General features: G+C 60.6%; 15 protein-coding genes. 9 read left to right on the top strand and 6 right to left on the bottom strand.

The annotated features are described in order from the left end of the window. Nucleotides 1–193 precede the first annotated feature (193 nt). The 3 genes from B1526_RS05455 to B1526_RS05465 form a co-directional block, all read right to left on the bottom strand. Nucleotides 194–982 (bottom strand): DUF4191 domain-containing protein, encoded by a 789-nt coding sequence (locus tag B1526_RS05455; RefSeq protein WP_095615070.1) that lies wholly within the window; start codon nt 980–982, stop codon nt 194–196. A gap of 278 nt (nt 983–1260) precedes the next feature. Then, complete coding sequence (locus B1526_RS05460) at nt 1261–2781, bottom strand: dihydrolipoyl dehydrogenase family protein (protein WP_095615071.1); 1521 nt, start codon at nt 2779–2781, stop codon at nt 1261–1263. A gap of 795 nt (nt 2782–3576) precedes the next feature. Next, nucleotides 3577–4221 (bottom strand): DUF3043 domain-containing protein, encoded by a 645-nt coding sequence (locus B1526_RS05465; RefSeq protein WP_095615072.1) that lies wholly within the window; start codon nt 4219–4221, stop codon nt 3577–3579. A 514-nt stretch (nt 4222–4735) separates the two neighbouring features. Here B1526_RS05465 and B1526_RS05470 point away from each other — a divergent pair. The 3 genes from B1526_RS05470 (at nt 4736) to B1526_RS05475 (ending at nt 7526) form a co-directional block, all read left to right on the top strand. Next, nucleotides 4736–6103: a dipeptidase gene (locus B1526_RS05470; protein ID WP_095615073.1), complete on the top strand. Its 1368-nt coding sequence runs from the start codon at nt 4736–4738 to the stop codon at nt 6101–6103. 45 nt (nt 6104–6148) lie between these two features. Further along, nucleotides 6149–6310 (top strand): hypothetical protein, encoded by a 162-nt coding sequence (locus tag B1526_RS09125; RefSeq protein WP_157908701.1) that lies wholly within the window; start codon nt 6149–6151, stop codon nt 6308–6310. A gap of 82 nt (nt 6311–6392) precedes the next feature. Continuing rightward, nucleotides 6393–7526, top strand: a complete 1134-nt coding sequence (locus tag B1526_RS05475) for a sensor histidine kinase (protein WP_235607060.1) — start codon at nt 6393–6395, stop codon at nt 7524–7526. A gap of 314 nt (nt 7527–7840) precedes the next feature. Here the strand turns inward: B1526_RS05475 and B1526_RS05480 are convergent, their stop codons facing one another. Next, nucleotides 7841–8485 (bottom strand): response regulator transcription factor, encoded by a 645-nt coding sequence (locus B1526_RS05480; RefSeq protein WP_095615075.1) that lies wholly within the window; start codon nt 8483–8485, stop codon nt 7841–7843. A 367-nt stretch (nt 8486–8852) separates the two neighbouring features. Here B1526_RS05480 and B1526_RS05485 point away from each other — a divergent pair, with 367 nt between their 5' ends. Together B1526_RS05485 and B1526_RS05490 are read left to right on the top strand one after the other, a co-directional pair. Further along, nucleotides 8853–9494 (top strand): ECF transporter S component, encoded by a 642-nt coding sequence (locus B1526_RS05485; protein WP_095615076.1) that lies wholly within the window; start codon nt 8853–8855, stop codon nt 9492–9494. Between the two features lie 278 nt (nt 9495–9772). Continuing rightward, complete coding sequence (locus B1526_RS05490) at nt 9773–12409, top strand: ATP-binding cassette domain-containing protein (protein WP_095615094.1); 2637 nt, start codon at nt 9773–9775, stop codon at nt 12407–12409. Between the two features lie 297 nt (nt 12410–12706). On the opposite strand, the gene B1526_RS05495 is transcribed toward B1526_RS05490, so the two are convergent. Next, nucleotides 12707–13474 (bottom strand): ABC transporter ATP-binding protein, encoded by a 768-nt coding sequence (locus B1526_RS05495; RefSeq protein ID WP_407641002.1) that lies wholly within the window; start codon nt 13472–13474, stop codon nt 12707–12709. A 122-nt stretch (nt 13475–13596) separates the two neighbouring features. Next, nucleotides 13597–15321 (bottom strand): ABC transporter permease, encoded by a 1725-nt coding sequence (locus B1526_RS05500; protein WP_235607061.1) that lies wholly within the window; start codon nt 15319–15321, stop codon nt 13597–13599. Nucleotides 15322–15842: 521 nt separating this feature from the next. Between B1526_RS05500 and B1526_RS05505 the strand changes: the two genes are divergently transcribed. The 4 genes from B1526_RS05505 (at nt 15843) to B1526_RS09215 (ending at nt 21809) form a co-directional block, all read left to right on the top strand. Beyond that, nucleotides 15843–16712, top strand: a complete 870-nt coding sequence (locus B1526_RS05505; RefSeq protein ID WP_095615078.1) for a TrmH family RNA methyltransferase — start codon at nt 15843–15845, stop codon at nt 16710–16712. A 65-nt stretch (nt 16713–16777) separates the two neighbouring features. Continuing rightward, complete coding sequence (pheS, locus tag B1526_RS05510; RefSeq protein ID WP_095615096.1) at nt 16778–17845, top strand: phenylalanine--tRNA ligase subunit alpha; 1068 nt, start codon at nt 16778–16780, stop codon at nt 17843–17845. Between the two features lie 6 nt (nt 17846–17851). Continuing rightward, entirely contained in the window at nt 17852–20461 is a 2610-nt protein-coding gene (gene pheT, locus B1526_RS05515; protein WP_095615079.1) for a phenylalanine--tRNA ligase subunit beta, read from the top strand. Nucleotides 20462–20849: 388 nt separating this feature from the next. Then, nucleotides 20850–21809 (top strand): hypothetical protein, encoded by a 960-nt coding sequence (locus B1526_RS09215; protein WP_095615080.1) that lies wholly within the window; start codon nt 20850–20852, stop codon nt 21807–21809. Nucleotides 21810–21821 lie beyond the last annotated feature (12 nt).

The following is a 21821-nucleotide window of genomic DNA, read 5'->3' on the forward strand; positions in this document are numbered from 1 at the left end:
GATGTACCCCCCTGTTTCTCTACGGGACGTATCTCTACGGGTGGCACATGGTTATCGGCGGTAGTGGATGCTGATGGAATATCCCTCGAATCTGGTCGCACGTGGGATATGGGACCATCCACCGGGAGCGGGAACGCACAGTGCGGAAACAAAAAAAGGACCGGAACAACCGGTCCTTTGATGAAATGGAGGGTCAGCGGCCACGCATCGCACGTTTGCTGACCTTCTGCATGCGCATCGGATCAATGCCCTTCGGGATGCCCATGCCGCTCTTGCGCTGCAACGTATGCAGACGCTCGTTGAGCGTGATGAGCTGGTCCTTGCTCATCATGAAACGGCGACGTTTCTTGACCATGCGCACAAGCTTGTTTGAGCTTGTGTTCGGGATGTACGTGCGCTTCTTGAGGATGACGTTGCGCAGGTCCTTGAGCCGGACCTGCTTGGGGCCGGTGCCGACGCAGATGCGGTAGATCGGAATCTGCGAACCCGCCGTCACACCTTTGATCTGCTTCTCCTGGCGGTCCATCGCGCGCATGACACGGCCATAATCGCCTTCACCGATCAGATAGATGCCTTGATAACCGGTGCCACGCCAGATCGCATCATGCGAGCGCGGGTCGACCCATACCGGCTCCTGCGGGAAATCGTAGCCCGCGCGCTTCATGTTGCCGAGGACGCTGATGGCGGCACCAGGCTGCCCTTCGAGCTGTTTGAAACCGACGGCGTCGGCGCGGCGTGTGAGCACGATCGTCGCGAGCAGCAGCCCGGTGACGGCTGCGAGGACCATCCAGCTGACCCAACCGAACCATCCCCAATGGAATACGAACCCACAGATCAGGCCGATCACCAGCGGAAGCGCGAAGACACCGCCGACGATCCACGGCAGCGCCTTGTCCTCTTTGTGCGTGAACTGGTAGATCTGCTTAATCTGGCTGAACATGCCACGCTTTTTCTTCTTCGGCTGTTCGTCCTTCGATGCCATGTGTCGCCTCTCTTACACTCTGCGAACGTTATCGGATGCGTGCTGTCGCAATGGTTCCATACTGTATCAGCTAACCATCCCCATGTATCGTCGCGTCTCGCGGAGGACAACGTGTGTGCCGCCGTCGGTTGTTACCGGACGCACCGCCGGTAACGGACGCGCCACCAATAACGGGGATGTGCGACCAGTAACGGATATGCCACCGCCAGCAGCAGACACGTACTACCGGTAAGCAGATACATGCTGCCGGTACGCATATGGTGGCACTTGGGCATCCGTCAACGTGTGTGCAACGGACGTCCGTCAGCCTTCAACAAGGTTTCCCCGACCATTTCACTGAACGTCGGATGGGGATGGATCACATTCGCCGCTTCGTGCAACGGGATGCGGTTGGCGATGATCTGCTGCGCCTCAGCGATCATGTCGCTCGCGTCGGGTGCCACGACGTGCACGCCGAGGACGTACTCGGTGCCATCACCGTCCGCGTCGCGTCCGCTGATGATCGAGAACGAACCACCGGTCGCGCTCATGATCATCCGTGGATTCGCCATGACCGGGAACACCGTCTCCTCGACATCCGCATACCGCGCGTCCGCTTGTGCCTCCCGTAGCGTGAGGCCGGCGGTCGCGAATTCCGGGGAGCTGAAGACGATGTTCGCGACCGTGTTCTCGTCGACTGGTTTGGTGTCGAGTCCCGCCACCGTCTCCGCGATGACGATCCCCTGCGCGAACGCGCGGTGCGCGAGCGCGTGGCCGGCGGTGATGTCGCCGAGTGCCCAGACATGGTCGATGTTCGTACGCCCATACGCGTCGACGACGACCATGCCCGCGTCGTCGAGCTGCACACCGCACGTGGAGAACCACGGTTCGTCCGTGTTTGGTGTACGTCCGATGGCGCCAAGCGCGATCTCCGCCTCGATCGTATGCCCGCTGTGCCCATCGTCCGCGCCATCCTCACTATCGAGTGTGTAGTGCACGACGGCGCCAAGGTTCTCACCTGTGTCGATGCGCTCGACGTGCGCTCCACGGATGATCGTGATACCGCGGCGTTTGAGTTCACGTGACAACGCGAGTGCGGCACGACGGTCGCTCTTCGAAAGTACATTGTCTTTGCGGATGAGCAGCGTCACATCACTACCGGCGGTATTCCAGATCGACGCGAACTCCAATGCGACGGCACCGGAACCGATGATGACGGCACTATGGGGGAATGTGTTGAGCGAAAGCGCCGTCGTCGAATCGATGAGCGCACCGTGGAATGGCGTGTCTGGAAGTTCACGGGGACGTGAACCGGTCGCGAGGACGACGTCGGTCGCGGTGATGTCGAGGTCGCCCGCGATGTCGTCGAAACCACCATTCGCAGCGAACATGCGCACATGTTCCTGGCCGTCGGCGGGGGTGACATGGACGTGGCGGTCGGCGGTGAGTTCGGCGTTTCCACGGTAGACGGTGATGCCGCGGAATGCGATGAGCCCCCGAAGGCTGCCGACAATCGTCGAGACGGTGCCTTCGCGGTAGTCGCGCAGCCGTCCGAAATCTATCTCCTCGAGTGTGGAGACGATGCCCATCCGCTTGCCGTTGTCGAGTGTGCCGATCGTACGGGTGGCGGTGATGAGCGCTTTCGAAGGGATGCAGCCGCGGTTGAGGCATGTGCCGCCGAGTGTCTCATCCCGTTCGATCATGACGACCGATTTTCCGAGTTCCGCCGCGCGCAAGGCGGTGGAATATCCGCCTGGGCCTGCGCCGATGATCGCGATATCGAATTGCAGTGCTGACAACGTTGCCTCCCGAAACTCCATGGTCGACCACACAGGGCCGCTATGACGGCAACCATTGTAGTGCACGGCGTGCGCGGACGGGGTCGCGCCCATAGGCGACAGGCGGCTGTTGAAGTTACCGGTAGCATGAAGTCGTTACGGGTGGTACGGATTCGTTATGGGTCTTGGATGTGTTACCGGTGGCAGATGTGTGTATGGGTAGCGCGGAGTTCTTATGGGTAGTTGATGCGATTATGGGTGGTCGATGAGGTTATGGGCAGACGACGCGTTACCGGTAGTGGAGAGAGTGGACTGCCATCGATGGCATTTCCGTTATAGATTGATAGAAAATCCATGTCCGAGGACAAAAGGTCGTGCCGCAGTGGTTACGGGAAGTGGGTGTAGGGGAGTTGGTTACGGGAGGTATGCGGGAACGGTCGATTACGGGAAGTGGACGATCGCAGAAAGTGAATATGAAGAAGGAGTTGCGGGTGAGGAGATATCTGCGTAGGCGCCCCCTGTAGGAAACGACAATGTCGGGTTCGATTGCTCGTGGTCGATATGGAAAGTGCCGATTGTGACGAAAGGGGAGCGCCACCTGTAACTAAAGGGACGTGCCACCGATAGCGATGCGCAGGATGCGCGTAATGATGAACAGGATGTACGATCCCATGCCAACGAAGTGGGAATGCGCCACCCGTAACCAACGTTCGATATGTGCCACCCGTAACGTACTCCCCGTAACGGAAAAAGGTGGGATATGAAAAGTCGGGATAACAAAAGGGTGGGAAGGAACAATCGTTCCTTCCCACCCTTTTTGTCGCTTTGTCGCAAAGATCACTTGGGCCAGTGGCCACGTTCCTTGTACCGTGGCTTCGGCAGACGCCAACGCCGCAGCTGGATCGCACGGCTCCATGCATAGGATCCCGTGCGCATGCCCTTCGCGACGGACTGTTCCCCGAATTTGGCGATGAGCAGTTTCTTGAGCTTGCGCCACATCACGACGACATCGATGACAATCGCGAACAGATACAGGTACAGGATCGTCATCAGAATCATCGTGATCTGGATGCTGTAGGGAATCTGCCTCGCGAACGCGGTGACGATGACTGACAGCAGCAGGATGACGAGTGCCACCGGAATGAAGAACTCGCCGATATTGAATCGCGCATCCACATAGTCGCGCACATAGACACGCCAGGGGAGACGCTCCGCTTTCGGCATGTTCTGCAGGTCGCCAGTACGCATCGCCTCATACTCCCGGTTCTCGCGTTCTCGCAGGCGCTGCTTCGCCGCCTTCCGCTGCACGGCGCTGTCCTTCGGCACGAGAGGTCGGATGTTCTGGGCCTGCGCGACCTTGCGCTTCGGCGTAGGCCGCCCCTTGCCGACCTGCCCGTCCTTGTTGTCCTGCGGGGCTTGCGTCCGCTGGGTCCGCTTCGCAGACTGTCCTTCATTGTCTGCGTCCTTTTTGTTCACTGCCATGAACCATGAGAATACGTGAAGATATCGACGCATTACGGGAGGGTGCTGCGTTGCGGCCGCTCCCGTAAAAGGAGGCTGCGGAGTTCGTGCAGGTTGTGCTTCCCGTAAGGATGTGCTGCCTGTAAGAAGGTGCTTCCCGTAAGGATGTGTTTCTTCGTAGGGAGGCACCGCCTGTAAGGATGTGCTTCCGGTAAGGGGAGGGACTTGCAGGTTGTGCATCCCGTAAGGGGCGGACGGCTTACGGGTCGTGCCTATACCTCCACACTCACATTCATGCCCCTTTGCGCTCATGCACTCACACACCCACATGCTTACGAGTGGTGCTTCCCGTACGGGTATCGCAGGGGTGCAGGGGCAGGCATCCGGTTGGGGCATACGGTGACGGTGGCGCCTACAATCGATACGGCACAACACCATATCCATCACTACGGTGGGGACATCCCCTCGATATGTACGTCGGTGACTACGTCATACGGTATGGGTGGTAGGCGATCGGAACGACGAAAGGAACGGCATGGAAATATCCGTACAGAAGATCCGCGAACGTGTGGCGGCGGAATGGACGAGCATCATGGACGTCGTGAGGACGAAGGTCACGCTCAAATCGGTGTCCGCGCAAGGCATCACAGGTCCCCATATGAAGGAATCGGCCGAATATGTCGCGCGCATCATGCGTGAGGTCGGCGTCGACGCGCGCGTCGTGCAGTCACACAATCCAGACGGCAGCGCGGGCGCCTGGGAGGTCATCGGCTCCCTCGAAACCAACCCGGATGCGCCGACCGTGCTTTTGTACGCGCATCACGATGTGCAACCCGTACCCGATGCGAGCGTATGGGACACCGATCCGTTCGAGGTCACCCAGCGGGGTGACCGCCTCTACGGACGCGGCACATGCGACGATACGGGTGGCATCGCTATCCACTACGGGGCTCTCAAGGCGCTCGGCGACGACCTCGGCGTTAACATCAAGATCTTCTTCGAAGGCGAGGAGGAGATGGGGTCGGCGAGCTTCATCCCGTTCATCGAGGAACATCACGACGAATTCGATTCCGACGTCATCATCGTCGCCGACTCGGGCAACTGGGCGCCCGATGTGCCATCGCTCACGACATCGCTGCGCGGCAATGCGACATGCGATGTGCACGTCAAGGTACTCGAACACCCGGTGCACTCCGGTCAGTATGGCGGCCCGGTGCTCGACGCGAACACGATCGCGGCGATGCTCATCGCGAAGATGTACGACAAGGATGGCGCGCTCGCGATTCCAGGCGTTGAAGGCGGCGAACCGATCGGTGGATTGGTGCGCGACGTTGACGAAACGGACATGCGCGCCGCAGCAGGTGTCGTCGACTCCTACAGGCTCGCGGGGACCGGATCGCTCGCCTCGCGGCTGTGGACGAAACCGAGCGCGACCGTTATCGGATTCGACGCGCATCCCGTAACGGGATCGTTCAACGTCATTAGTCCCGAGACTACGTTCCGTGTGAGCCTGCGCGTCTCGCCACTGCAGGATCCAAACGCCGCGATGAACGCGATGGTCGAGTTCTTTGAATCGAACGCGCCATTCGGCGCCGATGTGCACGTCACGCCGCTCGACGCTGGCATGGGATGGGCGATGGACCCCGCATGCACGGCGACGAAGGACGCGATGGACGCACTCGAGGAGGCGTTCGGTGTGCAACCGGTAAACAAGGGTGAGGGTGGGTCGATTCCGTTCATTCCGGAATTGCAGAAGATCTTCCCCGACGCGCAGGTGCTCGTCACAGGACCCGAAGATCCGATTTCGAACGCGCACAGCCCGAACGAATCGGTGAGTGTCTCAGGCCTTGAGAAGGACGTCGTCGCCGAAGCGCTGCTGCTTGATAAGCTTGGCAGGAAATGAAACCACGGATGACATGGATTACCACGGATAAGGGAGAAGAACATCATGTCCATCACCTCCATCATCGCCTCCCTCGGTCTGGTCTGCTCGCTGCAGGCGGTGCCAGCCGCCTCCATGCGGATCGACACGACGGGCGTCGCCGCGCCGGCAGCGGCTGCATCGACTCGCGACTGCAATGCGGTCATGCATTGGCTCGGCCTGTGCTGAGCGGCGGGACGCGCGCGCGATGACATCGAAACAGCGTGGGACAAGGCGCATCCAGCACCCATACACGGCTTTCTTCATTTTCGTGTTCTCGCTGTTGTTTGAGATGAATGTATGGGTGTACGCCGTGCCCGAGCCTCCGCCCGCTACCTTGGTGTGGCTGATGCTGGCCCAGGTCATCGTCGTAGGCTGCTATTGGTTTCCGGTAGGGGCGTCCGCCGCGGTATTGTTGCTCAATGGCGTCGGCGAATACGCCATCCCCGGCTATGGGCAGTTCACGGCCTACTTTCTGTTCCTCGCCGTGGTGCTGGTCAGTTATAGGACATCGACCAGAATCGCCGCGACCCTGTGGCTCGTGATGGTCGCATATACATGCATAGAGACGGGCGTAAAGCCGGGTTCCTTTTCCACCTATGGTTGCACGGCGTTCTGCATGGTGTATCTCATCATGGTCATCGTCGGACGGTTCCTGGCCTGGAACGACCGGCGCAACGTGCAGCTGCGCAGGACCGTGGAGCTCGAAGCCAAGGTCAGGCAGCTGGAATCGAACCAGTATCTGGCTGCCTATCTGCATGACGCCCTGTCACAGGAATTGGCGCTCATCGCCATGGAGGTGCAGTTGCGGAACGCAGATCCGAGCAAATCCGACGACGAACGGTGGGAACGTGTCGGGGAATACGCCGGCAACGCTTTGGGAGACCTGCGTGAGATCATCATGCAACTGCGCAATGATTCGATGTCGCTGCGGCTGTCCGACAGCCAGGACGAGGACATCGCCACGGTACTGAACAATCAGGGGAGGGCGGGTGACGAACTGCTGCACCAGCATGGATTCACCGGTGGCACCGACGTGGCGGTCATGTGCAACGCGGACGTCCACGACCGTGACATCAACGGACTGATCACGCTGATCTGCCACGAGATCTATACGAACATTCTCAAGCACGGCGACGCCGCGGGGCGATACCAGGTGCGCATGAAGGAGACTGCTACCCATGTGCACATCGTCTACGAGAACGACGTCGCCGAATCGGGCGCAGGAAAGATACAGGGAGGCAACGGCATCCGTGTCCTGCGCTCGCTCATCACGTCAATGGGCGGTACGTTCAGCTATGAACGGGCGGATGGCGTCTGGAAGGGGCTCGTCGACCTTCCGGTCGGCGGGGATGAGCACGTGCACTCGGCGCGCGCCGTCAATGCCCGTTCAGCAGCAGCCTGACGACGTTCTTGGGCTCGCATACTGCTCAAGCATCGTTGACGACTGAATGCGGAGCCTTATAGGCGGTACGTGCGAGTCTTCACCGGTGGCGCGGATCCTTATGGGTAGTGGTTGGACCCCTACGGGTAGCATAAATCCGAGCAACCGCTGCATGTGGCGCCGACCATGTAACAGGTAGCGGCGCGGATATGTCGCATCGCCCATCAGGCTGTGTCGGCAATGCACGTTGCTCGGCCGCACGGCATTGTGGGCATCGGTGGGCTACCGGTAGTTGACATCGGCGAAGCCGCCAGCGGACAGGTGATGCACGGACGCTACCGGTTGCGGCGCCGCAGCAGCAGGCGCATGAGGTCCTTCGTCGTCGGCAGGTTGAGTTTGTGGCGTATCGCGCGGATGTGGGTGCGCACCGTCGACGGTTTGACGCCGATCTGCGCGGCGATCTGTATCGGATCGTTGCCGTATTCGCCCATGAGGCGGTATACGGTGCGTTCGGTCGGCGTCAGCGCCTCCGGCGTGCCGTCGTCGGCCGTCGCATCCGGCTGGACGTCGCGTGCGAGCACGGCACGCCGCGCAGCGTCTGGTGTCAGATATCCCGGTTCGGCCCCGCCGCGCAGCAATCGGTCGATCATCGTCAGCAGCGTGCCGAGTTCCTCCTTGTGCACGAGCCCTTGGCCTCCCGCTTCTTTGAACCGCTCATCGTAGTAGGCTTTCGGGAAGCAGGTCATGCCGAGCACAGGCGTGCGTCCGTTGGTCCTGCGCAGCTTCGTGCACAGTTCTGGCCCCGATTCCTCGAACAGTTGCATATCCATCACGATGAGGTCCGCGGCGCCGAATTCCATGACGATGTTCGGCTCGGTGCCACGCAGCTGATGGATGATCGCCTGAGGATAGGCGGACCTGATGAACCCTGCGATACTGTCCGCGGCGCGCGGGTCATTGTCTACGATGATGAACTGCATATCGGCCTTCCGTCGGATGTGCCATGTGGCTGCGCATCATGCCACCCGTAACAATCATACGATGCTGAACATGACTATAGTCGGCGCGGTTATCGTTGATGCCATACGCTCGCCGCCACGCGCGGCGAAGCGGTGACTCCGTCCGCGGTCGCCGGCTCGCAATAGACTCATGGGCGACACGGGGGCTGGTACCTCATGCGCGAATCCGGGAGGATTGCGTCAATGTACCGGCTGAGAGAGGGCTCACCTCGACCGATTGAACGTGAATCCGGACAATGCCGGCGCACGGACGTCGAACATCTCCCGTGCCTGAACGGCCGTGGCGGATCCTCCGTCGCGGCATATGAGAACAGAAAGGCACATCATCATGTCTGCTTCAGTCATCGAAGCAAAACCGCAATTGAAATGGCGTGTCGTCGACATCGCCGTGGCGTCCGTCGTGGGCGTCGCATCCGCGCTGATCTATTGGGGCGTCGCGTTCTTCTCGGCTGCGCCGTGGGGTTTCCTCGAAGCGGTGGTACCGGGACTCGCCGGCGTCATCAATGGGCTGTGGCTGTTCGCCGGTCCGCTCGCCGCGGTCATCGTGCGCAAACCGGGGGCTGCGCTGTACGCGGAAGTCGTTGCCGGAGTGCTCGAAGCGCTCATGGGTAACGCATGGGGTGGGGTCGGAACCTTCATGATCGCCTTCGTACAAGGGTTGGGAGCCGAAACCGCCTTCGCGGTGTTCCTGTACCGCAAATGGAACCTCGCGACGGTGACGCTTTCCGGTGCGCTGAGCGGCGTGGGCTGCTGGGCGTATTCGTTCCTCACGAACCTGCAGGCGATCGATGTGGGCAAGACGTATGGCGTCGTCTACCTGCTCGCGACTGTCGTCTCAGGTGCGCTCATCGCAGGCGTCGCAATGTGGTACCTCTATATCGCGATCGCGAAGACGGGCGCACTCGACAACTTCGAATCGGGGCGACAGATTCGTCGTGTGAAGAGGATGAAGATGCCGTCCGACCGATGACACATCAACTGACACATCAACGCTACGGGAGGCGGCCTGTTGTGGGCAATTGCGCGCTTATTGGCGGTATCTTGTTCCAGAAGGCTGACGGTAACGGACGACATCCATTACGGGATGCAGACTGTTACGGGCGGCAGTGTCGGAACAGGGAATTATAGGAAATATAATAAAAAATAATCAACAATTACAATAATCACCATTAAAGGAAACGATTCCAAGTGCCCCAGGCAGTCGAACACACGCTCACGTCGGCACCGCATCCCGACGAACGCACGGATATTCAGGAACGCAATGGACGACGAGGCGGGCGACTGCGCCTGCATGATTGGGGATACCGCCACGCGTCGCGTGACCACTTCGCCGTCCGCGGACTCAACCTGACAATCGAAGCGGGTGAACGTGTACTGCTGCTCGGGGCATCGGGAATCGGCAAATCGACGATACTCGAAGGCGCCGCGGGGCTGCTCGGGGATGAGGACGCGGCGCACATCGCGGCAAACGATGGCGACACGCCGGTCATGGACGCCGATGGCGGCGTGACCGAAGGTGCCATCGACATCGACGGGACCGAAATCCATCGTGCGCGCGGCGCCGTCGGACTCGTGCTCCAGGATCCCGACGCGCAGGCGATCTTCCAAAGAATCGGGGACAACGTCGCGTTCGGACCGGAAAACCTCGATGTGCCGCGCCGTGAGATCTGGGAACGTGTCGATGCATCGCTTGCAGCCGTGGGGCTTGCGGGACTGCAGCTCGACCGTTCGGTCATGCATCTTTCAGGAGGTCAGATGCAGCGCCTTGCTCTCGCGGGCGCGCTCGCGATGGAACCGAAGGTGCTGCTGCTCGACGAGCCGACCGCGAACCTCGACCCCGACGGAGTCGTGCAGATCGTCGGTGCGGTACGGGATGTGCTTGAGCGTACCGGATGCACGATGGTGCTCGTCGAACACCGTGCAGACCGTTGGATCGACCTCATCGACCGCGTCGTCGTGCTCGGTTTGGAAACGCAGCAGGACGACGCGATCATCAACCAGAAGGGATACGACGAGGAGATTTCACGCGACGGTTTCCGCAACACCGTCGTCATCGCCGACGGCACACCGGATGAGGTCTTCACCGACGACACCCTTGATTTCGCACAACTCGGCATATGGGTGCCTGAACGTTACCGGCGGCAGTGTGACACAATCAACAGGATGCACGTCGATGGCGAACCGGAGTATGCGGCCGACGAAGGACGCGGCGACGTCATACTCAGTACCGATGACCTCGCGATAGGCAGAAACGGAGATGCGATCGCGGAACACATCGGCGTTTCGTTCCGCCCGGGGCAGATTACCGCGCTTGTGGGCGCGAATGGTGCGGGAAAATCCACATTGTCGCTCACATTGGCGGGATTGCTCGAACCGGTCATCGGACGTGTCGTGGCGGGGGACGAGCTCGTACAGGGAGCACATGGGGCGTGGCCGATCGACTGGAGTTCGACGGAACTCGCGTCGCGCATATCATATGTGTTCCAGAATCCGGAACATCAGTTCGCATGCTCAAGTGTGCTCGATGAAGTCATGCTCGGACCACTGCGCACCGGCGTCGATGAGCAGACGGCGCGTACATGTGCGCGGCGCCTGCTTGAACGATTCCACCTCGCGCAGTATGCGGATGTGAACCCATACACGCTTTCGGGAGGCGAAAAACGGCGCCTCACCGTGGCCGCCGCACTCGCCGCGGCGCCGAAGGTGCTCATCCTCGACGAACCGACGTTCGGACAGGACCGTCGCACGTGGATGCAGATCGTCGAACTCATCCTTGGATTGCGCGCCGACGGTGTCGGCATCATCGTCGTGACACACGACAGGGAGCTTGTGACCGCACTCGGTGCAAGGGTCGTCGAACTCGTCGCCGATCAGCGTGCGCGCGTTGGTGGCGGTACAGGCAGTGCGGATGATGATAGTGCGGGAAACGATGATGGTACGGGTAGCAGTGGCGATGGTACGCGGAGTAAGGGGGCCGCTACCGGCGTTGGTGTTGCCTCTGCTACTGACGTTGCTGCTACCGGTGGCAAGGATGCGCCGTCAAGAATCGATGAGGGGATGCACGGCGAGCAGACCGTGCACGTGAGCGCGGTCAACGAACGTGAGGACCGTATCAAACCCGCGAGCCGATCGCCGTATCTGGCTTCGCTCAATCCTGTGTTCCGTCTCGGCGGCGCGTTCCTCGCGTCGCTGCCGTTGCTGATCAGCTTGGATTGGGTTTCGGCGACGGTCGCGCTCGCAGCGGAATTCATCGTGCTCATGGTCATCGGATTCGCGCCGTGGCGTGTCATCAGGTCGACATGGCCGATCTTCATCGGCGCGCCGGGCTCCGCTCTCGCAGTGCTGCTTTACGGGAAGCAGGGCGGCGACACATGGTGGCAATGGGGGTGGATCGCCATCACCGACCGCTCGGCGCAGCTTGCGCTTGCGACGGCGTTGCGCATTCTCGCGATCGGCATACCGGCGATTATCGCGGTGCTCGGCATCGACGCCACGGACCTCGCCGATGGATTCAGTGAACTGTTGCACCTGCCGGACCGTTTCGTCTACGGGGGGTTGGCTGGCATGAGGCTGTTCTCCGTGCTTCAGGATGATTGGACGGCGCTCACGGCGTCGCGCCGCTCACGTGGCCTTGGCGACGACAATAAGGTCGCCGCCTTCTTCCCGCAGGCGTTCGCGCTGCTTGTGCTTTCGATCCGCAGATCCACGACGCTCGCGACGGCGATGCAGGCGCGCGGCTTCGGCGGCAGTTCCCCGCGTAGCCATGCGCGCATCAGCGAAGTGCACGATCGTGACTGGTGGTTCCTCGTCGCGTGCGCGGCGATACCGACGATCGCGCTCGTAAGCGCGGCGTTCGCGGGAACCTTCGCGTTCATGGGCAACTGATATCCGTTACCGGTGGCGCAACGCGCGTGGTGCCACCGGTAACGGTGAAGCCCGTACCGCCTCAGGTAACGGTCACGGTTGCGTTACCGGCAGCAGTGCGTCTGTACCTGTTCGTGCTGCCGGTAACAGTGTCATTCGTGTTGCCTGCAGCACTCACATTCGTACCACCTGTAGCGTTATGTTCACTACCATTCGTATTGCTTCTGCATCGTTTTACATCGTATTTTTCGGTAGCGGTCATGTTCATACTGCCGGTAGTGGTGGCTGAATTCCGCATATCGTGCGCATCGATGATGCTCAGCCCGCCTGCGGCTTGAGGTTGAAGACGGTGTCCGATGCCTGTGCGATTTGCGGACTGTGTGTGACGATGATGACGCAACGGTTCTCCTTGTGCGCCAAATCGGTGAAGATCCTCATGATGTCCGCCTGGGTGGCGTTGTCGAGATTGCCGGTCGGTTCGTCCGCGATGATGACACGTGGATCGTCGCTCAAGGCACGGGCGATCGCCACACGCTGCTGCTCACCGCCGGAAAGATGGAGGATGCGCTCGTTCGCATACCGTTCGGGAAGATGTACCTGACGGAGCAGATTAAGCGCGATTTCCTTCTTCGGACGTGGGAAGCGTTTACCGGAGGCATCCATCGTCAGTATGATGTTCTCAAGCACCGTGAGCTGCGGCAGTAGATTGAAACTCTGGAAAATGACACCGATATCATGACTGCGGTAGTCGTATCTGTCCATGGTCTTCAGGTCGCGACCGTCGAAGATGACGGCACCCTCGGTAGGTGTCGTCAGCCCGCTGATAAGCGAAAGCAGCGTGGTTTTTCCGGCACCTGACGGTCCGACAATCGATGCGACCTCCCCTGTGTGGAACGAAGTGCTGATATGGCTGAGCACATTCCTTCCACCTTTCGTATACGCATAGCTCACATCATCGAGTGTCAGAAGCGTCTTATGGGAAGTAGTCTCGGGGGTGGCGGAAACCTTGGTGGCAGAATCCTTATCGGTCATACCTCCCGTAACGGTGATGTTGTCCAGAATCGTTTGCTGTTTTGCCGTGTTCATTGTGCGTTCCTCTCTCGGTATTCGGAGTTTGATGTGAAGAAATCTTCCGGTCTGAGACGGATCCGATGTGGAGGGGGAAGCTGACGGCGGCAAAATGCTACCGGCAGCATTGGGTGACCACATCATGATTGGTCCGCCAGAATTTGCAGAGGTTCGTAGCGCATGACGAATATTGAGGCGACGAGTGCGGCCAGTAGAGTCAGGCCAAGTCCGATGAGCAGCATCCATCCAAGGGTCGCCCAATTGACGGTCGCATTGAGTTTTGTCATCAGCTGCGATGCATTGCACAATCCTTCGCGCATGCCGCCACATGGCCCGTTGCTTTCCTGAGGCTGCTCGTTGGCATTGCCACCCGTAACATCGTTACCCGTGTCACTGCCTCCCGTAGCGGAGTCGCCATCCGCGGAACCGGGGCGTTCACCCGGCACGCCTTGCATGTCTCGCCCGAACTGTTCACGTTGTTGGGCCTGTTGTGTCTGTTGCTCCTCCATTTGGGAGGAGAGAAGTGCGTTCGAAACCGGTACCGATGTCGCCGCTCCGACGCCCACGCCCACTGCAAGTCCGATGAGCGTCACAACGAGCAGCTCGACTGCGTATTGCGCGGCGACCTTGGCTTTCTTCACGCCGATCGCCGTCAGTACGCCAATCTCGTATTTGCGTTCGCGGATGTTGAAAATCGTCAACACGACAAGCACGACGGCGCCTACGACCAGTACGACGATAAGCAGCGTCTGCGCGAACCGCGAGAGGTTTTCAATCGGCACAAGGCTCGCTTCATACCGCTGCACATCCTCGGAAGACACTGTATATTCGTCGCCGAGCCCCGCGGATTTCACATCATGGACGAACTTGTCGTAGTTCGCTTTGCCGTCGAACACATAGGTGTAGCTGAGCGTAGCCGCCTGCGTCTCGCGTGTGTTCCCACGAGCATCGGTCACCTCGATTGTCTTATCGGAGGTAAGCCCGAGTTTGTTGAGCGTCGCGACCGATGCGTAGATCGCGTTCGCTGGATCGTTCGCGTTCGATGCCATCGGACCTCCCATCGGCATCTGCGCGTCGCTTGTGTTGCTGTAGACGCCGACGACCTTGAACGTGTACGTCGTGTCCTCATCGGATGCACTTGCGACCTTGAATGTATCGCCGACCTTGAGGTCGTTCGCGTCCGCGAGCGTGTCGGAGATGATGACATCGTTGTCGTCGGTGGCGTCATATTCGAAGACCTGGCCGCTGTCCATCGTGAATGCACCGTTCGGGGCGTTTGCGATGGCCTCGTCGGAAGAGAATCCAACGAGTGCGAAGTCGCCGGTCGTCATCCGCATGCCGCCTGCGTCCCCGGTAGGACCTCCCGCCATACCGTCTTCCGGCATTGGCGGGGAATCGTTGTCTTTTCCGTTACGTGCATCATTGGATTGTGCGTTACCGGTGGTTTCCGACGATTCGGACGACTGCTTGGAAGATGCGTCCTGTTTGATGACGCCGCCATTTGCATCGACTGCCTCGATGCCATCATCCGCGACGGCCGCGGACGCCGTTTCGATGTAATAGGACGATGAGACGCCGTATGACGTGCTGTCGTATCGTTCGTAGTCTTCGAGTGTGAGTGTCTTGTTGGCCATCAACTGGCGCATCGCATCCATGTCGGGCTTGCCGTTATTGGTGTCATTATTACGGGATGCATTCATGAGCGCGCCGCGGTCGAGTGATATCTGCGCCGATATCGTCGTGTTCGCAAGCGCGTTCGTTCGAGCGTTCTCTGCCGCCTGTACGATGGCGAGTCCTATCGTGGCCGCCGCGGTGATGATGGCGACGATGATGATCATGAGGGCATTGCGCCCTTTGTTCCTCACTATGTTTTCAGTGCGTTCCTGACGATGAACATGGTCATCCTTCGGGATCGTTGATTCGTTGTCTGTGGTATCGGCAGCTGCCGTATGCCGTCAGCGTAAGCAGTGAACGTTGGGTGGAGTGAGGAAAACGCTGAAGTGGTTCTGGATTGTTCTCGACAGGTTTCTGAAAGTTTTCTGTGAGTATATTGAATGAAGTTGTCTGCAGATGGGCATGGTTATGTGATGAGATGCTTCCGGTACGCTTCGATGATGGTGTACATCCAGTAAGCTCCGTAGAAGAGAATGCTGCGCGGTACATGTTGCCGCCCGTACGTTGTGCGATATGCCATTTGTAGGATACATGCGGTCCGTAAGATGTTGTGTCATCCGTGCGATGTGCTGCCCGTAAGGTTATTCCCGTAAGGTTTAAGGTTATTTGGTCGCGGGGTGCTGGGGCGGCGAGGCCCGTCGTGGGCGTGACGCGGGGCCGGCGCCCAAGAGTCTGACGTCGAAGGGACAGGTATCACGGTAGGGTGGCGGGTATGCCGATCGACAATCATGTAATGACGAATACGAAGGCCGAGCGTGTGCGCAGGCTTGTGGAGGCCACCACCCGTAAGCACAGGGAGAAGAACGGACGATTCCTCATTGAAGGTCCGCAGGCGGTGCGCGAGGCGCTCACCTGGCAGCCGGACATCGTGCGTGACCTGTATGTCACGGTGGATGGCGACGCCCCTGACGCCGCATTCGCGAACGCGACAGTGGGCTCGCTCGCTGGGCTTGCGATGGCGGAAGGCGTATACGTGCACAAAGCCACCCGTAACGTCATCGAACATGTGAGCAGGGACGCACAGGGTGTGCTCGCGATTGCCGACCTCGAACGTTGCCGCGAACGGCTAGTCGTACTCCCCGAAACACCGAGTCCGTTCATCGCCGCGTTCTGGCAGGTGCGCGACCCGGGCAACGCTGGCACCGTCATCCGCAGCGCCGATGCCGCCGGTTGCGATGCGGTCGTTTTCGTCGGCGACTGCGTCGATGTGTTCAATCCGAAGGTCATCCGGGCGACGACGGGATCGCTTTTCCACCTACCGGTGGCACATATGGATGAGGATGCGTTCTTCGCACTGTGCGACGCGCGCGAAGCGAGCGTCATCGCCGCGGACGTGTACGGGACCGAGGAAGTGCCACCCGTAAGCCTTCCCGACCTCATACGGCAGGGGGATGCGGTGGATGGCGCGAAGGCGGTCCTCTTCGGCAATGAGGCGCGCGGACTCGACGATGCACTGCTCGCGCGCGCCGACGTCATCTGCTCGATTCCGATCTACGGGAAAGCGGAGTCGCTCAATCTTGGCACAAGCGCCGCCGTCATGCTCATGACGCTCGCTATGTCGAGTCGTATTGAAAGAATGTGAAGTCGATAAAACGTTGGAATGACGCGATTTCGCGCCAGAAGACGCCTGTTGATGAAAGGTTACTCGTGGCAGGGAACACGCAATTCGATGCCGATGCGGTGCAGCAAGCCGTCGCCGAAGGCATCGCCGCAGTCGAACAAGCCTCCAGCATGGAGGAGCTCAAGGCCATTAAAAGCACATACGCCGGCGCACAATCGGCGATGACGCTCGCGAGCAAGGCCATCGGCTCGCTCGACAAGGACGAGAAGAAGGAAGCCGGCAAGCTCATGGGCAAGCTGCGCGCCGATTTCGGTCGCGCGTACGGTACGAAGGAGGCGCAGGTCAAGGCCGCCGAAGAGGCCGCGGAACTCGCCGCCGAGACCGTTGACATGACGCTGCCCGTAAGTCGTAAGCCACTCGGCGCACGCCACCCGTTGACCAAGCTCATGGAAGACATCGAAGACTTTTTCGTCGGCATGGGCTGGCAGATCTCCGATGGTCCGGAGGTCGAGACCGAATGGTTCGATTTCGACGCGCTCAACTTCGGACCCGACCATCCGGCGCGCCAGATGCAGGACACGTTCTATGTCAAAGGCAATCAGGCGAAGGACGCGGCGGGCTTCGTCGGCTCGAACATGATCCTGCGCACGCAGACGTCGTCCGACCAGGTTCGTGGCCTCATCTCGCATGGCGTCCCGCTGTACATCGCATGCCCAGGACGCGTGTTCCGCACCGATGAGCTTGACGCGACGCATACGCCGGTCTTCCATCAGGTCGAGGCGCTTGCCGTCGACAAGGACCTGACGATGGCCGACCTCAAAGGCGTCCTCGACAAGCTCGCCGTCGCGATGTTCGGCCCCGAGGCGAAGAGCCGGTTGCGACCGAGCTACTTCCCGTTCACCGAACCGAGCGCGGAAATCGACCTGTGGTTCCCGGACAAAAAGGGCGGACCGGGCTGGATCGAATGGGGCGGCTGCGGCATGGTCAATCCAAACGTGCTGCGCTCCGCCGGCATCGATCCGGACGATTACACCGGATTTGCATTCGGTGTCGGCGTGGAGCGCACATTGCTGCTGCGCCATGACATCAACGACATGCACGACCTCGTCGAAGGCGACGTGCGCTTCAGCGAACAGTTTGTGATGGGGAAGTGATACCCAATGCCAATGGTAGATATTGATTGGCTGCGCGACGACGTCGAGATCCCCGAGGGTCTCACCTACGAGCAGCTTGCGAAGGACCTCGTCCGCGTCGGACTCGAGGAGGAGGAGATCCACACGTCCCAGCTGACCGGGCCGATCGTCGTCGGCTACGTCGTTGACGCGACGCCCGAGCCGCAGAAGAACGGAAAGACGATCAACTGGTGCCATGTCGACGTCGGCGACGCGTACAACGATGTCGATGAGAACGGCAACAAAGTACCGCGAGGCATCGTGTGCGGCGCGCCGAATATGAAGGCGGGGGAGAAGGTCGTCGTGACGCTCCCCGGCGCCGTGCTGCCGGGCGACTTCAGGATCGAGCCGCGCAAGACCTACGGGCACATCTCCGATGGCATGTGCGCGTCGGAACGTGAACTCGGCCTCGGCGACAGTCATGACGGCATCATCCTGCTGCGCGACTACGGCTTCACCCCCGAGGAATACGAAGCACTCAAGCCGGGCGACGACGCGATGCACCTGCTGCACCTCGATCAGCCGATTCTTGAGATCAACGTGACCCCCGACCGTGGGTATGCGTTCTCCTACCGCGGCATCGCGCGCGAATTCCACAATTCCACGGGCGTCAAGTTCACCGATCCGGTCACCGCGCTCAACGAACGCGCACCGCACATCGAAGAGAACAGTGATGAGACGACATACGACATCGACGTCATCATCGACGACGACAACCCGATCCACGGTGTCGTCGGTTGCGACCGGTACTATGCTCGCGCTGTGCACGGATACAAGCCCGGCAGCAAGACGCCGAACTGGATGCGCCGCCGCCTCACTCGTGCAGGCATGCGCTCGCTTTCGCTCCCGGTGGATGTGACGAACTATGTCATGCTCGACCTCGGGCAGCCGATGCACGCCTACGACCTCGACAAGCTCGAGGCGCCGATCGTCGTGCGTCGCGCGAAGGAAGGCGAGAAGCTGACGACGCTCGACGGCAAGGAGCACGACCTCGATCCCGAGGACCTGCTCATCACCGATTCACCCAACGGGCAGCAGGGCTCGCGTATCCTCGGCATCGCCGGCGTCATGGGCGGCATGTACGGGGAAGTGACCGACGAGACGACGAACATCCTGCTCGAGGCCGCGCACTTCGACCCGATCACGATCGCACGTTCGGCGCGCAGGCACAAGATTCCATCGGAGGCGTCGCGACGCTTCGAACGCGGCGTCGACGACAAGCTGCAGCCGGCAGCCGGGCAGATGGCGGCCGAACTGCTTGAGAAGTACGGCGACGCGACGCCGTCGCTCACACCTCGGGACGTCGACAACACGCCGCGCCGCACGCCGATCGTCTTCAAGGCGAGCGAGGTCAAGCGTCTTGCCGGGCTCGACCTCGACCTCAACGAGATCAACGGCATCCTCACCGACATCGGATGCGCGGTCGGTGGCGGTGGCAACGGGGAGTTCACCGTGGCGCCACCGTCCTGGAGGCCCGACCTGACCGAGGCATGCGACCTCGTCGAGGAGATCGCGCGCATCTACGGGTATGACCAGATTCCCACACGTGTGCCGCACGCGCCCGTCGAAGGCCATGTGGGACTGACCGCCGACCAGAAGCGCAAGCGTGAGGTCGCGGATGAGCTCGCCGAATACGGACTCGTCGAAACGCTCAGCTACCCGTTCGTGGGACCCGCCGACTACAAGGCGTTCATGCTCGATGCGGACGAGGTCGAACCGGTGAGCGTGCAGATCGTGAACCCGCTCGCCGACGACAGGCCGAACCTGCGCCGCGATGTGCTCCTCACGCTCGCGCAGACCGTGCGCCGCAACATCCGCCGCGGCATCGAGAACGTCAGCTGCTATGAGATCGGCCACGTCTACCTCGCCGATCCGAACGCGCCGGCGATTCCCGCGTTACCGGGAGCAGTGCGTCCGACCGACGAACAGCTCGTCGCACTCGACGCCGGTCTGCCGAAGCAGCCGCTGCATGTGGCCGCGATCATGACGGGGCGCGCCGAGGACGACGGATGGCTTGGAGACAAGCGCGCCGTCGACTGGACCGACGCCGTCGAGGCTGCGCGCCGCGTCGTCTCCCGACTTGGCGCGGACATCGTCCTCGATCAGCCGAAGGCCGAGGATGTGCCGGCGCAGTGGCATCCGGGACGCGCCGCGCGCATCGTCGCGAACGGTGAGGAAATCGGTTTCGTCGGCGAACTGCATCCGAAGGTGGACGACGAACTCGGCTTCCCCCACCATACCGCGGCGTTCGAGATCGATTTGACCGCGCTGTTCGCGACACTCAGCGACAAGCCGGTGCAGGCCAAGCCGATCTCGACATTCCCGCCGGTCAAGCAGGACCTCGCGTTCACGATGCCCGATGCGGTCACAGCGCACGCCTTGGAGGAGACGATCCGACAGGCCGCCGGCGATGTGCTCGAATCGATTGAGCTGTTCGACGTGTATGAAGGAGACCAGCTCGGCGAAGGCAAGAAGTCGCTCGCATACGCGGTGACGTTCCGTGCGCTCGACCGTACACTCACAAGCGAGGACAGCGAGGCGATCCGCGCGAGGATCATCGAGCAGGCGGCGACGCTCGGCGCGCAGCTGCGCGCGTAACGCCATACGGGACATGGTTCGTGGCGCGTACGCTTACCGGTAGTGGATGCGCATGCGCCACGGACCCGTCGTATTCGAACGGATGAACACGTACGCCGCGGTCGTTGGTCGCTGTGGTCGTTGCGGTTGCCACGTTCATCATGGGGACTGCTGCTGTCACGGCGGTTGTGTTCGTTGTGGTTGCTGTGGTTATCGGTAGTAGCGCAAGCCACTGGCTTGCGGTTGCCACGATATCCGCGACGACCACGGCGTAACGGCGGCCATCGTCCGTACGTCGCCCACGTGCGCGTTTGTGTTACCGGTGGCACATCATGTGCGGTAGACATCGGCAGCGTCAGGACGAGACAGAACGAAGGACGTCGTAATCGACGACCGGTAAGGACATGAGATGAGCGAACCGAATCAGGACACGCCACAGACCCGTACTGGATACGAGACGGCCACACAAGCCGGTGTGAATAACGACGCCCAGAAAGCAGCAGAAGAACGCGGCAATACGGCACACGACGCCGCGCCGACACCCTTGGAATCGAAGGACAAAAGCGCCGCGGACATTCCGGAATCGGAAGTGTCACAAGCCATCCTCGAAACCGATATGCCTGTCGAAGGCCAGCCGAACGAGCTCGCCTACGGGGCGATGGACAACCAGTTCCCGAAGGACTACGACCCGTACCTTTTCGGACGTCCGGAGAATGGGGAAACGCACGAGCAAGTCGAACGGGATGCGCGCGATGAGGAGAACCGCATCGAACAACGCCGAGCGCAACGTCGGGCGGGCAACCCGATGAATATGCCCGTCATGGGTTACGGGAGGCAAATGGGTGCTTCCGGAATGCCGGGGATGGGCCAGAATGTCGATCCGAACGCCCCGTTCGGTGACCGGCGCAATTACGGTGCTGACAACAGGAAACTGCCGCGCTATGTGCAAGGCATCGATCTTGATGATCCGAACCAGAACGTGTATTACGGGAGGTGGGACACGAGCTCAATCATCGCGTTCGTACTGTCGATCCTCCTTCCAGTGCCGTTCCTGCCGGCGTTGCTCGGCGCTTTCGGGATGTACCGGACGAAACTGATGAGGATGAAAGGGTTTGGCTTCGCGTTGGCGGCCGTCATCATCAACATCATCTATTCGATTGCGGTGATCTGGATGATGATCAACGGCGTCTCCACGCAGGAGATGCTCAATGATGTGTTGCACATGCTTGGCCTGAACGGTTCCGTGGGCGGCACCGACGGTTCCTCCGCCACTCCTACGCCGACCGCCACCCCGAGTGATACCGCGACGCCCACGCCTACGGGTAGTGCATCCAATAATGATGGCGTGACATCGGCGATGGGCAGCTGAAGTGTTCCGGCT

The sequence above is a fragment of the Bifidobacterium criceti genome (assembly GCF_002286935.1).
Lineage (GTDB): Bacteria > Actinomycetota > Actinomycetes > Actinomycetales > Bifidobacteriaceae > Bifidobacterium > Bifidobacterium criceti.